Below are 15044 nucleotides of genomic sequence, written 5' to 3'. Positions count from 1 at the left end.
CGCATTGGCCACCGGTCTTTTGCCGGTAGTGGCGGCGATCCTAATCGGGGAAGCTTTCAGCCAGCTTTCGCCAATGAAAGCAAAGACCGGATGTGCAACCGGTCGTCGGATTGGGTTTCAAGCCCCTGAACACAGGGTGGGAGGTTGAACATGGGCGAACTTCACACCGGCGGCTGCCATTGCGGGCAACTGCGCTATCAATTCAGCGGGCCGCTGCACGATATCGCCCACTGCCATTGCTCGATTTGCCGACGGGTCAGCGGCGGCATCGTGACCACTTGGATCACCGTGCCGGCATCGGCCTTTCAATGGCTGGCCGGGACGCCGTCGAGGTACGATTCTTCATCCACCTGCGCGCGATATTTCTGCGGACACTGTGGGGCGCAACTGGCGCTGGTGACGCACCTGAGCCCGGACAGCATCGACCTGACCATCGCCACCCTCGACCATCCCGAGCAAGCACCGGCCGAGCGACACATCTGGACCGACAGTCGCTTGCCGTGGCTGCACCTGGACGAACACTTGCCCGGAGAGGCTGAAGAAACACTCTGATCAAAAAATAGACAGATCCAGCGGGCGTATTGCGCCCATCCAGATCGCACGCTCGGTGTGGTCGCGCAGATCGTCACCGGTATCAGGGTGCAGAAACACCACCAGACCCTGGCGGTTGAGCGCCAGCCAGGGCAGCACGTCGCCCAGCACCTGCGGCTCGAACGCCAACTGACAGCTCCAGTCCGGGTGCGGACCGACAGGGCGCTCGTGCACGCGGCCCATTTTCAGTGGAAACAATTGCGCCGCCTGCTCACACAAGGCCCGCGCCTGATCGATGGTACTGGCGTCGAAATAGACATGGGCGTGGTAGCCCGTTATGCGTTGCATTTGAAATCCTCTAAATCCGGTCGAGCAGATCACGCGGCACAGGCTGCGATCTTTTCACGTTTCACACTGCAATCGAAGGCAATGACAACCCCGACAACGACTCCGCACTGCCAGCCTGTTCGGCCATCAACCAATCCACAAACTGTTGAATCAACGCTCCGCGTCGTTTGCGCTGGGGCAGGACCACGTAATAACCCAGTCTCGACATCACCGTTTCGCCGATCGGCCGACACAACAACCCTTGCGCCAGCAAGTTATCCACAAGGTGGCGCCAGCCGATGGCCACGCCCTGACCACCAATCGCGGCCTGAATCAGCAGGGTGTAGTTGTCGAAGCGCAACTGCCCGGGCGCCGGGGGCGAGGTGATGCCCAACTCGCGGAACACACCACTCCAGTCGAACCAGTTACTGCTGTGTTCCCCACGCAGGTGCAGCAACGGAAACTCCAGCAATGCCTGGGCCGGCAAGGGTAGGGGACGCTCACCCAACAACTGCGGACTGCACACCGGAAACACTTCCTCGCTGAACAGCCAATGGCTTTCACCCTGCTTGAAGCGGCCATCGCCGAACAGCACCGCCACATCGATATCGGTACGTAGCATGTTATGGCTGCGTTCACTGGTGACCAGGCTGACATCCACCTGCGGATTGGCCGCGTGAAAACGGTGCAGTCGCGGCATCAACCAATAGGCGGCGAAGGCAAAATCCGTGGCAACCTGCAGTACTTCATGCTGTTGCTGTGCGTTGATTGCACTCAATCCTGCGTCGATATTCTGCAAACCGAGCTGAACCTGTTCGAAAAGAATCTGCCCGGCCTCGGTCAGTTCGATACCGCGATAAATGCGATCGAACAAGCGGGTCGCCAGTTGTTCTTCCAGGCGCTTGATCTGCTGGCTGATGGCCGGTTGCGTGGTGCCCAGCTCAACCGCCGCCGCGGTGAAACTGCGTTGGCGGGCCGCCGCTTCGAAGGCGCGAAGCAGATCAAGAGACAGGTCACCAAGGGCGTCATACATAAGCTGTGCTTATCCTAGTCATTGTCGCGCGTGGGCTTTACCGCAAGGTGCGAGGGTTTCATTCTCGAAGCCAGCACTCTCGCATAAACATCCACTATGGAATGCCGCGATCACATGAAGCGCAAGAACATTCTTTTCATCATGGCCGATCAAATGGCCGCGCCAATGTTGCCGTTCTACGGCCCATCGCCCATCAAACTGCCTCATCTCAGCCGCCTCGCCGCACAAGGCGTGGTGTTCGACTCCGCTTATTGCAACAGCCCCCTGTGCGCGCCGTCGCGTTTCACCCTGGTCAGTGGCCAGTTGCCGAGCAAGATCGGTGCCTACGACAACGCCGCCGATTTCCCCGCCGACGTACCGACCTATGCCCACTACCTGCGCCGCCTCGGCTACCGCACTGCCCTGTCGGGCAAGATGCATTTCTGCGGGCCAGACCAACTGCATGGCTACGAAGAACGCCTGACCAGTGACATCTACCCGGCCGACTACGGCTGGGCGGTGAACTGGGATGAACCGGACGTGCGCCCGACCTGGTATCACAACATGTCGTCAGTGCTGCAAGCCGGCCCGTGCGTGCGCACCAATCAGCTGGATTTCGACGAAGAGGTGGTGTTCAAGGCCCAGCAGTACCTGTTCGACCACATCCGCGAGGATGGCGACCAGCCGTTCTGCCTGACTGTTTCGATGACTCACCCACACGATCCGTACACGATTCCCAAGGCTTTCTGGGATCTGTACGACGATGCCGACATTCCATTACCCACAACCCCGGATCAGCATTCACTCGATCCACACTCCCAGCGCTTGCTCAAGGTCTACGACCTGTGGGACAAGCCGCTGCCTGTGGATAAGATCCGCGACGCCCGCCGTGCCTATTTCGGCGCGTGTAGCTATATCGACAGCAACGTCGGCAAACTCCTGCAAACCCTCGAGGATACCGGGCTGATCGACGATACCATCATCGTGTTCTCCGGCGACCACGGCGACATGCTCGGCGAACGTGGACTCTGGTACAAAATGCATTGGTTCGAAATGGCCGCACGGGTTCCCTTGTTGATCAGCGCGCCGGGGCAATTCGGCGCCGGCAGGGTCAGCGCCAGTGTTTCCACGGCCGACCTGTTGCCGACCTTCGTTGAACTGGCCGGGGGCTCGCTGGAACCGGGCTTGCCGCTGGACGGCTGCTCGCTGGTCCCGCACCTGCAAGGGCAGGTCGGTCACGACGAGGTGTTCGGCGAATACATGGCCGAAGGCACCATCAGCCCGTTGATGATGATCCGCCGCGGCGCCTACAAATTCATCTACAGCGAAGATGACCCTTGCCTGCTCTTCGACGTACACAATGACCCTCGCGAACTGGAAGAACTCAGTCATTCGCCGCAACATCGCCAACTGTTCGACGATTTTCTCGCCGAAGCGCGAGCCAAATGGAATTTTCCGGCGATTCACCAGCAGGTGCTCGCCAGCCAGCGGCGCCGGCGGTTCGTGGCCGAGGCGCTGACCCTCGGCAAGCTGAAGAGCTGGGATCACCAGCCACTGGTGGACGCCAGTCAGCAATACATGCGCAACCACATCGACCTCGACGATCTGGAGCGTAAAGCACGTTATCCACAACCCTGCCAAAACCAATAATGTTAAGGGGAAGTCCATGCAAAGGTTATCCACAGTACTGACGGTCGGGCTCCTGGCTCTGGGCAGTGCATCGGCGTTTGCCGATCAGAGTTGCGAGACCGTGAAAATGGCCGACCCGGGCTGGAGCGACATCGCCGCGACCAATGCCATCACCGGGTTTCTGCTGGACGGCATGGGCTACAAGGCCAAGATCGACACCCTCGCGGTGCCGATCACCTTTGGCGGGCTCAAGGATGGCCAGGTCGATGTGTTCCTGGGTAACTGGATGCCGGCGCAGCAAGGCTTCTATGACAAGTTCGTCGCCAACGGCGATGTCACGCAACTGGCGAAGAACCTCGAAGGCACCGAATTCACCCTCGCCGTTCCGGATTACGTGTGGGACGCGGGTGTGCATGACTTTGCCGACCTGAACAAATACGCCGACAAGTTCGACCGCAAGATCTACGGCATCGGCTCCGGCGCGCCGGCGAACATCTCGCTGCAAGAGATCATCAAGAAAAACGATTTCGACATGGGTCAGTGGAAACTGGTCGAGTCCAGCGAGCAAGCAATGCTGGCCGAGGTGTCCCGCGCAGTGAAGAAACAGAAATTCGTGACCTTCCTCGGCTGGACCCCGCACCCGATGAACGTGCAGCTGAAAATGCATTACCTCAAGGGTGGTGAAAAATACTTCGGTGACACCGGCAGCGTGCATACACTGACCCGCAAAGGCTATGCACAGGCCTGCCCGAACGTCGGCAAACTGCTGACCAACCTGAGTTTCACCCAGGACATGGAGAACAGCATCATGGCTGAGGTGGTGAACAAGAAGATCAGTAACGCTGATGCGGCCAAGGCTTGGATCAAGGCCAATCCGGCGGTGCTGGATAAATGGCTCGATGGGGTGAAGACCGTGGATGGCAAGGATGCGTTGCCGGCGGTCAAAGCCAAGTTGTAACCAATACCTGTGGGAGCGAGCTTGCTCGCGATGGCAATGGGACAGTCGGCAAATTTGCTGAATGTGAATACGTCATCGCGAGCAAGCTCGCTCCCACATGGGCACATCGTCATCTCGTCCTGATACCCTTGCGCAAAATCCCACTCGAGAGGCCCCATGGCCCTGCCAAGCCGCCATTCACTCTTCCCTTTCCTCACCTGGCTACCCCGGCAAACCCGCGCCAGCGTCGGGCGCGACATGATCGTCGGCCTCAGCGGCGCGATTCTCGCGTTGCCGCAATCCATTGCCTACGCACTGATTGCCGGTCTCCCACCGGAATACGGCCTCTACGCGGCAATCATCCCGGTGTTGATCGCCTGCCTGTGGGGTTCGTCGTGGCATTTGATCTGTGGCCCTACGGCGGCCATCTCGATTGTCCTGTACGCCAGCGTGAGTCCTCTGGCCGTTCCAGCCTCGCAGGATTACGTCATGTTGATCCTGTTGCTGACGTTTCTTGCCGGTATCTTCCAGTGGCTGCTGGGTTTACTACGGTTTGGCGCACTGGTGAATTTCGTCTCTCACTCGGTGGTACTCGGCTTCACCCTGGGTGCTGCCGTGGTGATTGCCATCGGTCAATTGCCTAACCTGCTGGGGCTGGATTTGCCCAGCCAGGCCACCGCTCTGGATAGCTTCATCACGTTGTTGCGCCATCTCGGCGAAATGGACAAACCTTCGCTGGCGCTGGGGTTGGCGACGGTGGTGGTGGGCGTGATCCTCAAGCTGTGGTTGCCACGCTGGCCGACGCTGTTGATCACGCTGGTGCTGGCTGCATTGCTGGTCTGGCTTTGGCCATCAATGTTCGGCCATGTGCAACTGGTCAGCGCCTTCACCGGCAAGCTGCCGCCTTTCAGTCCGTTGCCGCTGGATCTCGATCTGATCCTGCGCCTGCTGCCCAGTGCAGTGGCGGTCGGTATGCTCGGGCTGGTCACCAGCCTGTCGATTGCCCGCTCGATCTCGGCGCGTTCGCAGCAATTACTTGATGCCAATCAGGAAGTTCGTGCCCAAGGCCTGTCGAACATCGTCGGGGCGTTTTTTTCCGGATCGCTGTCGGCCGGCTCTTTCACTCGCTCAGGCCTGAGCTATGAAGCGGGAGCCTGTTCGCCACTGGCGGGGATTTTTTCGGCGTTGTGGGTGGCGCTGTTTGCAATCTTCGGCGCGAGCCTGATCGCGCACATCCCGATCCCGGCGATGGCCGGGAGCATTCTGTTGATCGCCTGGGGGCTGGTGGACCACCGCGGCATTCGCGCGTTGTTGCGGGTCAGCCGCGCTGAGTTCGTGGTAATGGCGCTGACCTGCGTCGCCACGCTGCTGCTGGAATTGCAAACGGCGATCTACGCCGGCGTGCTGGCCTCGCTTTTTTTCTACCTCAAGCGCACCTCGCAGCCACGGGTGCAGCATGTGCGAGATGGCGAGGAAGACATTCTGCGGGTGGGCGGTTCAATTTTTTTCGGTGCCAGCCATTACTTGCAAGTACGCCTGCAACGCATGCACGGCGCGCGGGTGGTGATCGAGGCGCAGCAGATCAACTTCATCGACTATTCAGGGGTGGAAATGCTGCATCAGGAAGCGCGGCGATTACTGCGGCAAGATCGCAGCCTGACCCTGCGCCGGGCCCGGCCGCAGGTGGTGGAAGAGTTGAGGAAGCTGGAAGGGGCGGAGAAATGCCCGATCCGGTTTGAGGATTAATCCGACTTGACTCTGAACCCTGTGGGAGCAGGCTTGCTCGCGATGACGGCAGTACATCCAGCATTGATGTGCCAGATATACCGCTATCGCGAGCAAACTCGCTCCCACATTTGATCTGTGTCGTTCACAAATCCAGTGTGGGAGCAGGCTTGCTCGCCAAGCTTTCAAAGGGCCAATTGCCGCCGTAATTCAGCCAGTACCGGCGCCGTATCCGGGCGCACGCCGCGCCACAGGAAAAACGCTTCCGCCGCTTGTTCGGCCAGCATCCCCAAGCCATCCATCGCCACCGCAGCCCCGTGTTCACTGGCCCAGCGGCAGAACGAGGTCGGTTCCTTGCCGTACATCATGTCGTAGCATACCGTTTTGCCCGGTTCGATCAGGCTGGGCGCAATTGGCGGCACATCGCCTGTCAGGCTCGCGGAGGTCGCGTTGATGATCAGGTCCACCGACTCCTGCAACCAGTCGTAGCCACTGGCCGAGACCGGTCCCAGATCACAGAACAGTTCCGCCAAAAGCTCGGCCTTTTCCACCGTGCGGTTGGCGATGATCACCGATGCCGGTTGCTCGGCCAGCAACGGCTCCAAAGCACCTCGCACCGCACCACCAGCACCGAGCAACAGGATGCGTTTGCCCTTGAGGCTGAATCCGGCGTTGACCGTCAGGTCCCGCACCAGCCCGGCGCCGTCGGTGTTGTCGCCCAGAAGACTGCCGTCGGCCAGTTTGCTCAAGGTATTGACCGCACCGGCGCGCTGCGCCCGTGCCGTCAGGCTGTTGGCCAATCGATAGGCCTCTTCTTTGAACGGCACCGTCACATTGGCGCCGCGTCCTTCGAGGAAAAACGTCCGGGCACAGGTGGGAAAGTCGTCGAGTGGCGCCAGCAGCGTGTTGTAGTCCAGCTTTTGCGCGGTCTGCTCGGCGAACAGGCGATGGATCAACGGCGACTTGCTGTGGCCAATCGGGTTTCCGAATACGACATAACGGTCCATCAGGTTTCCTCGTTCAGGCGTCGGCCAACCAATCGCGGTCTTGCAGGAAATACTCGGTCAGGCGCGCTTCTTCGCTGCCAGGCTCGGCCTTCCAGTCGTAACCCCAGCGTACTTGTGGTGGCAGCGACATCAGAATCGACTCGGTCCGCCCACCCGATTGCAGGCCGAACAACGTGCCACGGTCATAGACCAGGTTGAATTCAACGTAGCGGCCACGGCGGAATTCCTGGAACTCGCGCTGCTTGGCTGTGAACGCATCGTTCTTGCGGCGCTGCACAATCGGCAGATAGGCGTCGATGTACGCATCGCCGATGGCGCGCATGAAGGCGAAGCTGGTGTCGAAGTCCCACTCGTTCAGGTCGTCGAAAAACAGCCCGCCGATGCCGCGCGGCTCGTGGCGATGCTTGATGTGGAAATAGCTGTCGCACCAGGCCTTGTAACGCGGGTAAACGTCCGGGCCGAACGGCGCACAGGCCTGCTTGGCGACGCGATGCCAGTGGATGCAGTCTTCTTCGTTGCCGTAATACGGGGTCAGGTCGAAGCCGCCGCCAAACCACCACACCGGTTCTTCACCTTCTTTTTCAGCGATGAAAAAGCGCACGTTGGCGTGGGAAGTCGGCACGTGCGGATTGTGCGGGTGAATCACCAGCGACACGCCCAGGGCTTCAAAGCCACGGCCCGCCAGCTCCGGTCGATGAGCGCTGGCGGAGGGTGGGAGACCGCTACCGAAGACGTGGGAAAAGTTCACGCCACCCTTTTCAATCACCGCACCGTTTTCAAACACACGGGTGCGACCGCCACCGCCGGCAGGCCGGGTCCAGGCGTCTTCGACGAATTGCGTGCCGCCGTCTTCGGCTTCCAGGGCGGCGCAAATGCGCTCTTGCAGGTCGAGCAGGTAGGCTTTTACGGCCTCGGTGCGGGTCGTCATGTCATCACCTTGAATCGGGCAAAACTACGCGGCGCTCCATTGGAGCTCAGTCTGCGCAAATGGGCCCGTAGCATAACATCGCACGTTACCCCTCCGCAGTTGACGAAGATCAAGCTTAGGAGTCCGATAGGGAGCTTGGTAAAACGACCTATGGAGAGTTCAGATGGCAAAGCGTATCCAGTTCCGCGCCCATGGCGGCCCCGAAGTACTCGAGTATGTGGATTACCAACCCGCCGAGCCAGGCTCCAGGGAAGTGCGCGTGACCAACAAGGCCATCGGCCTGAACTTTATCGACACCTATTATCGCAGCGGTCTTTACCCGCCGCCGTCCCTGCCATCGGGTGTCGGCTCGGAAGGTGCGGGCGTGGTCGAGGCGGTGGGCAGCGACGTGACCCGCTTCAAGATCGGCGATCGTGTGGCCTACGGCAGCGGCCCTCTGGGCGCCTACAGTGATGTTCACGTGTTGCCCGAGGCCAATCTGGTAAAGCTGCCGGACGCCATCAGCTTCGAACAGGCCGCCGGGGTGATGCTCAAGGGCCTGACCGTGCAGTATCTGCTGCGTCAGACTTATGAACTCAAGGGTGGCGAAACCATCCTGTTCCACGCCGCGGCCGGTGGTGTCGGTTCCCTGGCTTGCCAATGGGCCAGGGCCTTGGGCGTGAAGCTGATCGGCACGGTCAGCTCGGCAGAGAAAGCTGCACTGGCCAAGGCCAACGGAGCCTGGGCGACCATCGACTACAGCCATGAAAACGTCGCCCAACGCGTGCTGGAATTGACTGACGGCAAAAAAGTCCCGGTGGTGTACGACGGCGTCGGCAAGGACACCTGGCTGACTTCACTCGACTGCGCCGCGCCGCGTGGGTTGGTGGTGAGCTTCGGCAATGCATCTGGTGCGGTCGACGGCGTGAACCTGGGGATCCTGGCGGGCAAAGGCTCGCTGTACGTGACCCGGCCAACCCTCGGCACTTATGCGAACAACGCCGAAAACCTGCAGCGCATGGCCGACGAACTGTTCGAGATGATCACCAGCGGCAAGTTGACGGTGGACATCAGCCAGCGTTATCCGCTGGCTGATGCGGCGAAGGCGCAGACCGAGTTGTCGGCGCGGCGTACGACCGGTTCGGTTGTTCTGCTGCCTTAACATTTTCAGTGCCTGCCTGGGCCTCATCGCGGGCAAGCCCGCTCCCACAAGGATCAGCGGTGACCACAAATTTTGTGAACATCAGAAGACACTGTGGGAGCGGGCTTGCCCGCGATTGGGGTCGCCTCGGTATCAGTCCGGGCGCACAACCTTGCCGGTCGCCAGATCGCGAATCACGCTCGGGTTCTTGCGCCCCCCCAGATTTCCGCCTAGCACCAGATCCACCTGGCCACGGAAATACTGCTCGACGCGAATCCGCGTACGTGCCGCCGGGCGCCCCTGCGGGTTGGCCGACGTCGACACCAGCGGCCCGACCAGTGCGCACAAATCCCGTACCAGCGGGTGATCGCTGACGCGTAGCGCTACCGTCTCATGCACCCCGGTAATCCACTCCGGCAGCAGGTTCTGGTGCGGCACCAGCCAGGTGTTCGGACCTGGCCAGGTGCTGGCCATGCGGTCCATCCACAACTCGGGAAAGTCTTCGAAGAGGAAATCGAACTGACGGATGTTGTCGGCGACCAGAATCAGCCCCTTATCCACAGACCGGCCCTTGATCAGCAGCAGACGCTCCACCGCTTCCTCGTCCCACGGGTCGCACCCCAGGCCCCAGACTGCTTCGGTTGGGTAGGCAATCACCGCCCCGGCGCGAATTGCTTGCGCGGCTTGTTGCACACGCCAACTGTTGACCATGAAAAACACTCCAGAATAAGGCTCTGCGCAGTTTACCGATCTTGTTTATAAAACCTAGCTCACCCGCGCAAACCAGCGTCCGCTTTCGCACACGGCGCAGCCATCCATTTCCAGTTCCGTCAACGCAGCCAGCACTTTTGGCAAGGCCCAGCCGCTTGCGTCGGCCAGCGCTTCGCTGGTGAGAGGCGCGGCATGCAGCAGCTTCAGCAGTGGGTGAGTCGTTGCAGGGGTGCAGGTTTCTGTGGACAACGGCAGTCGCTGCCATCCGCGCAAGGCTTCGAGGATATGTTCGATGGTTTCCACCAGCACCGCACCGTCCCGGATCAACTGATGACAGCCGCGGGCGCCGGGGTGATGGATCGACCCGGGCATCGCAAACACTTCGCGCCCCTGTTCCGCCGCCAGCCTCGCGGTGATCAGCGAACCGCTGGCGACACTGGCTTCGACCACCAGCACCCCGAGAGACAAACCACTGATGATCCGGTTGCGTCGAGGGAAGTTGCCGGCGCTGGGGCCTGCATCCAGCGGGAACTCCGAAAGCACTGCGCTGCCCGAAGCGATCATGGCGTCCGCCAGGCGTCTATTTCGCTGTGGATAAAACTTCTCGAGCCCCGTACCGAGCACACCGACCGTTTGCCCGCCGACATCGAGCGCGGCTTGGTGCGCGGCGGCGTCAATGCCCAGGGCGAGGCCGCTGGTAATGACAAAACCGGCACCGGCCAGGCTGCGGGAAAACGCCGCAGCGGTGTCCATCCCCGGCCGGGACGCGCGCCGGCTGCCGACCATCGCCAGTTGGGGTTTTTCCAGAATGCCCGGATTGCCCGCGACAAATAACAGCGGTGGTGCATCGCTGATTTGTGCCAGCAGTGCCGGGTAGTCAGGCTGGTCCCACATCAGTAAATGCTGGGCCGGGCGGTCTAACCAGGCCAATGCGTGGCTGGCGCCGTCACGAATCTCAGTGCTTCGTCTGGCCTCGGAACAGGCCAGTGGCAAACCCAGCGAACGCCAGGCACTGGCCGGCGCACTGAGGGCTTTGGATGCCGAGCCGAAGGCTTCGAGCAATTTCTTGAAACGCGCAGGACCGAGTTCCGGCAAACGATGCAGACGTAATCGAGCTTCCAGTTCCGCGGGGGAAACCGGTGTAACAGTAGACAGCGACATGGATCATCCTTGATCGTAATAAGCACCCGTACAAACGGGAATAAGCTGTGGATAACTCTGTTGGTAACTTGTGAAGCACGCTTACGGATTTCGCACCTTGTCCATCACCGACAGCGAGCGCGAAGCGCTAAGCACCAGCCCATAACTGAGTTTTTCGTAGGTACGGAAAACCATCAGCAGACCGGCGCGCTCATCAGGAATTTTCAACGGCTGACCAGTGATCCGGTCGCGCACGGTTTCGCCGGTCTTCATCACCGCAAGCAGATTGCCTTCGGCCAGACCGTCGCGCTGCCCCTTGTTCAGCGTAACCACGTCCAACTCGCCGATCTGCGTGACCCCACGCGGCACATCGATGATCAAACCGTTGATTTCGTGGCTCGGTGCGTTGGGCGTGAAGGTCGAGTTGATCGCGTGCTCTTCACCGCTGAACAAGCGATCGCCGATGCGGACCTCTTGGGTCGTGCGTTGCAATGCCAGAGTGGCGACGTCACCTTCGATGGCCACGACCTCGCCGCCGCCGATGTCGTCGGCGTTGATCCCCAGAATTTCCTTGCTCTGCGGATCGGTGTAGACCTTGCCCTGGCGGAAGATGCCGTACGCCGGTTGCGCCGGATCGAAATGGCCGCGGGCAAAGATGCGGTCACCCGCGCCGCTGAGTACGCGCTCGGCATCGCCGGCGACGATGTAGGGCGCCTTGTCGAAGTCCTCGGCCTTGTCGACGATGCGGTTGCTCAGCAGAAAGCTGTTGATCGATTTCAGCGCAATGCTGGGGATAGCCTCGGTCACCGGGCTACTGCGCACCTGAGGCGAGAGCTTAATGGTGGGAATGTCTTCCCGAAGTTGCACTTGCCCATGCGCCCAACCTGCCGAGACCAGGAGCAGCAGGGTGAGTAGTGATTTCCTCATGCGGTGAATCCCTTTATTATGTACGTTCGCGTGAAACGCCAGAGCCCTCAACGGCTCGCTCCCGGCTTGCTTGTCAAAACTTGCTTGTCAACAGAAGGGAGCTACGTTTTACAACGGTAGCCTGCATTTCTTCGGACCCGCCAGGCCATCGACCCGACCTTACTTCACACGTGCAATCATCAAGCTTATGGCCATTTTGAACATCCTCGAATTCCCTGATCCGCGCCTGCGCACTATCGCCAAGCCAGTGGCCGTAGTGGACGCCGAAGTGCGTCAGTTGGTCGACGACATGTTTGAAACAATGTATGAAGCGCCTGGCATCGGCCTTGCCGCTACCCAGGTCAACGTGCACAAACGTATCGTCGTGATGGACCTCTCCGAAGACCGCACCGAACCGCGAGTGTTCATCAACCCCGAGTTTGAACCGCTGACCGACGAGATGGGCCAGTATCAGGAAGGCTGCCTGTCGGTGCCGGGCTTCTACGAAAACGTCGATCGCCCGCAACGGGTCAAGGTCAAGGCGCTGGACCGCGACGGCCAGCCTTACGAACTGATCGCCGAAGATTTGCTCGCGGTGTGCATCCAGCACGAATGCGACCACCTCAACGGCAAATTGTTCGTTGATTACCTGTCCACGCTCAAACGCGACCGCATCAAGAAGAAACTGGAAAAGCTCCATCGCCAGAACGCCTGATGCCCATCTTCAAAGGCTTGCTGCGGCAAGCCTTTTTCTTTTCAAGATGCTTTGCAATAGAGAACACCCATGACTGAGCCACTGCGCATTGTCTTTGCCGGCACCCCGGAATTCGCCGCCGAACACCTCAAGGCCCTGCTCGACAGCCCTTACGAGATCGTCGCGGTCTACACCCAACCGGATCGTCCGGCCGGTCGCGGGCAAAAACTGATGCCGAGCCCGGTCAAGCAGCTTGCTCTGGAGAACAACATCCCGGTGTTGCAGCCGCCCACCTTGCGCAATGGAGACGCGCAAGCGGAACTGGCCGCGTTGAAGCCAGACTTGATGGTGGTGGTCGCCTACGGCCTGATCCTGCCGCAAGTGGTGCTGGATATTCCGCGTCTGGGTTGCATCAACAGCCACGCCTCGCTACTGCCGCGCTGGCGTGGCGCTGCACCGATCCAGCGCGCCGTGGAGGCGGGCGATGCGCAAAGTGGCGTGACGGTGATGCGCATGGAGGCTGGCCTCGATACCGGGCCGATGCTGCTCAAGGTCACCACCCCGATCAGCGCCGAAGACACCGGCGGCAGCCTGCACGATCGGCTGGCCGAAATGGGCCCTCCGGCCGTGGTCCAGGCGATTGCCGGCCTCGTCGCCGGAACCTTGGAGGGCGAAGTGCAGGACGACAGCCTGGCGACCTACGCGCACAAATTGAACAAAGACGAAGCGCGCATCGACTGGACCCGCCCGGCGGTTGAGCTGGAACGTCTGGTCCGCGCCTTCAACCCATGGCCGATCACCCACAGCACCTTGAATGGCGAAGCCCTGAAAGTGCTGGCCGCGAACCTGGCCGAAGGCAAAGGCGCCCCAGGTGAAATCCTCGGCGCCAGCAAGGACGGCCTGATCGTCGCCTGCGGCGAACAGGCCCTGTGCCTGACCCGCTTGCAGTTGCCCGGCGGCAAGGCGCTTAACTTCAGCGACCTGTTCAACAGCCGCCGCGAGAAATTCGCCACCGGCACGATCCTCGGTCAAGCGGCGGACGCTCAATGAATCCGCGTCTGGCCGCCGCCAAGGCACTCGCCGCTGTCCTGAGCGGAAAAGCCTCGCTCAACAGTTCGCTGCCAACGCAGATGGACAAGGTGGAGGACCGTGATCGCGGCTTCACTCAGGACCTGGCGTTCGGCACCGCGCGCTGGCAGCCACGCTTGTCGGCGCTGGCGGACAAGCTGCTGCAGAAACCGTTCAAGGCCGCCGATGCCGATGTCGAGGCGCTGTTGCTGGTCGGTCTCTATCAGTTGCTCTATACCCGTGTCCCGGCCCATGCCGCGATTGGCGAGACGGTCGGTTGCGCCGACAAGTTGAAAAAGCCTTGGGCCAAGGCTCTGCTCAACGCTGTGTTGCGTAATGCTCAGCGCGAAAGCGAAACGATTTTCGCCGAGCTGGAGCGTGACCCGGTGGTGCGCACCGCTCACCCTCGCTGGCTGCAGAAATCCCTGAAGGCGTTCTGGCCGGAGCAATGGGAAGCCATCTGCGCCGCCAACAACGCGCATCCGCCGATGATCCTGCGGGTCAACCGTCGCCATCACAGTCGCGATACCTACCTCGGTTTGCTGACAGATGCCGGTATCGCCGCCACGCCGTGTGTCTATAGCCGCGACGGCATCGTGCTCGAAGCCGCCACCGACGTGCGCGGCCTGCCGGGTTTCGCCGATGGCTGGATCAGCGTGCAGGACGAAGCCGCGCAACTGGCCGCTGATCTGTTGGACTTGGCCCCCGGCCAACGGGTGCTCGACGCCTGCTGTGCTCCGGGCGGCAAGACCTGCCACATCCTCGAAGCCGAGCCCAAACTGGCCGGCGTCGTGGCGGTAGACCTGGAAGCCAAGCGCCTGGTGCGGGTGCGGGAAAACCTCGAACGTCTGAAGCTGAGCGCCGAACTGATTGCCGCCGACGGCCGCGACACTCAGGCGTGGTGGGACGGCAAGCCGTTCCAGCGCATCCTGCTGGATGCGCCATGCTCGGCTACTGGCGTAATTCGTCGTCACCCGGACATCAAGCTGACCCGCCAACCCGACGACATCGCCGCGTTGGCGGTGCTGCAAGGCGAATTGCTCGACGCCATGTGGAACACGTTGGAAGTGGGCGGCATTCTGCTGTACGCCACCTGTTCCACGCTGCCGACCGAAAACACCGAAGTCATCGCAGCCTTCCTCGCCCGCACGCCGGGTGCTCGTGAGCTTGACCTCGCCACGGCAGCCGGCATCAAGCAGCCCCATGGTCGCCAGTTGCTGGCCCAGGAAGGCGGCCACGACGGTTTCTACTACGCCAAGCTGATCAAGATCGCCGCCGCTCGCGGTTAAACGGATTCAATGGAGTGACT

General features: G+C 61.0%; 14 protein-coding genes and 1 pseudogene. 8 read left to right on the top strand and 7 right to left on the bottom strand.

The annotated features are described in order from the left end of the window. Window positions 1-150 precede the first annotated feature (150 nt). Window positions 151-552 (top strand): GFA family protein, encoded by a 402-nt coding sequence (locus AC1DU9_RS06615; RefSeq protein ID WP_223459147.1) that lies wholly within the window; start codon window positions 151-153, stop codon window positions 550-552. Here AC1DU9_RS06615 and AC1DU9_RS06610 read toward each other — a convergent pair whose 3' ends face one another. Both AC1DU9_RS06610 and AC1DU9_RS06605 read right to left on the bottom strand, forming a co-directional pair. After that, complete coding sequence (locus tag AC1DU9_RS06610; RefSeq protein WP_477809911.1) at window positions 553-879, bottom strand: DOPA 4,5-dioxygenase family protein; 327 nt, start codon at window positions 877-879, stop codon at window positions 553-555. It abuts the gene before it with no gap. A 61-nt stretch (window positions 880-940) separates the two neighbouring features. Then, on the bottom strand, window positions 941-1891 hold the full coding sequence (locus AC1DU9_RS06605; RefSeq protein WP_223459143.1) for a choline sulfate utilization transcriptional regulator: 951 nt from the start codon (window positions 1889-1891) through the stop codon (window positions 941-943). Window positions 1892-2005: 114 nt separating this feature from the next. Between AC1DU9_RS06605 and betC the strand changes: the two genes are divergently transcribed. The 3 genes from betC (at window position 2006) to AC1DU9_RS06590 (ending at window position 6182) form a co-directional block, all read left to right on the top strand. Continuing rightward, complete coding sequence (gene betC / locus AC1DU9_RS06600; protein WP_223459141.1) at window positions 2006-3520, top strand: choline-sulfatase; 1515 nt, start codon at window positions 2006-2008, stop codon at window positions 3518-3520. Window positions 3521-3536: 16 nt separating this feature from the next. Next, window positions 3537-4457: a choline ABC transporter substrate-binding protein gene (choX, locus tag AC1DU9_RS06595; RefSeq protein ID WP_223459139.1), complete on the top strand. Its 921-nt coding sequence runs from the start codon at window positions 3537-3539 to the stop codon at window positions 4455-4457. A gap of 156 nt (window positions 4458-4613) precedes the next feature. Then, on the top strand, window positions 4614-6182 hold the full coding sequence (locus AC1DU9_RS06590) for a SulP family inorganic anion transporter (protein ID WP_223459137.1): 1569 nt from the start codon (window positions 4614-4616) through the stop codon (window positions 6180-6182). A gap of 164 nt (window positions 6183-6346) precedes the next feature. Here AC1DU9_RS06590 and aroE read toward each other — a convergent pair whose 3' ends face one another. Beyond that, window positions 6347-7168 carry a shikimate dehydrogenase gene (gene aroE, locus AC1DU9_RS06585; protein WP_223459135.1) on the bottom strand — a complete coding sequence of 274 codons (822 nt, stop codon included), beginning with the start codon at window positions 7166-7168 and terminating at the stop codon, window positions 6347-6349. A gap of 13 nt (window positions 7169-7181) precedes the next feature. Continuing rightward, window positions 7182-8096: an oxygen-dependent coproporphyrinogen oxidase gene (gene hemF, locus AC1DU9_RS06580; protein WP_223459133.1), complete on the bottom strand. Its 915-nt coding sequence runs from the start codon at window positions 8094-8096 to the stop codon at window positions 7182-7184. A gap of 163 nt (window positions 8097-8259) precedes the next feature. Between hemF and AC1DU9_RS06575 the strand changes: the two genes are divergently transcribed. Next, window positions 8260-9237 carry an NADPH:quinone reductase gene (locus tag AC1DU9_RS06575; RefSeq protein WP_223459131.1) on the top strand — a complete coding sequence of 326 codons (978 nt, stop codon included), beginning with the start codon at window positions 8260-8262 and terminating at the stop codon, window positions 9235-9237. A gap of 132 nt (window positions 9238-9369) precedes the next feature. Here AC1DU9_RS06575 and tsaC read toward each other — a convergent pair whose 3' ends face one another. From tsaC to AC1DU9_RS06560, 3 genes and pseudogenes are all read right to left on the bottom strand, one after another. Continuing rightward, on the bottom strand, window positions 9370-9927 hold the full coding sequence (gene tsaC / locus AC1DU9_RS06570) for an L-threonylcarbamoyladenylate synthase type 1 TsaC (RefSeq protein WP_057397341.1): 558 nt from the start codon (window positions 9925-9927) through the stop codon (window positions 9370-9372). A gap of 54 nt (window positions 9928-9981) precedes the next feature. After that, window positions 9982-11088 carry a DNA-processing protein DprA gene (dprA, locus tag AC1DU9_RS06565; protein WP_223459129.1) on the bottom strand — a complete coding sequence of 369 codons (1107 nt, stop codon included), beginning with the start codon at window positions 11086-11088 and terminating at the stop codon, window positions 9982-9984. 81 nt (window positions 11089-11169) lie between these two features. After that, window positions 11170-11916: pseudogene (locus AC1DU9_RS06560) on the bottom strand (peptidoglycan-binding protein); the annotation flags it as partial. 265 nt (window positions 11917-12181) lie between these two features. On the opposite strand from AC1DU9_RS06560, the gene def reads away from it, so the two are divergent. The 3 genes from def to rsmB all read left to right on the top strand — a co-directional run bounded on the left by def (window position 12182) and on the right by rsmB (window position 15024). Beyond that, a complete protein-coding gene (gene def / locus AC1DU9_RS06555; RefSeq protein ID WP_108218782.1) occupies window positions 12182-12688 on the top strand; it encodes a peptide deformylase in 507 nt (168 codons plus the stop codon). Window positions 12689-12757: 69 nt separating this feature from the next. Continuing rightward, window positions 12758-13717 (top strand): methionyl-tRNA formyltransferase, encoded by a 960-nt coding sequence (gene fmt, locus AC1DU9_RS06550; protein ID WP_477809910.1) that lies wholly within the window; start codon window positions 12758-12760, stop codon window positions 13715-13717. After that, the gene (gene rsmB / locus AC1DU9_RS06545; RefSeq protein ID WP_223459122.1) at window positions 13714-15024 is read left to right on the top strand and encodes a 16S rRNA (cytosine(967)-C(5))-methyltransferase RsmB; all 1311 of its coding nucleotides are present in this window, start codon (window positions 13714-13716) and stop codon (window positions 15022-15024) included. Before fmt ends, rsmB begins: the two co-directional genes overlap by 4 nt. Window positions 15025-15044: the final 20 nt, after the last annotated feature.

The sequence above is a fragment of the Pseudomonas sp. P4_C1 genome (assembly GCF_056402155.1).
This window is presented reverse-complemented; position numbering and strand designations above follow the sequence as displayed.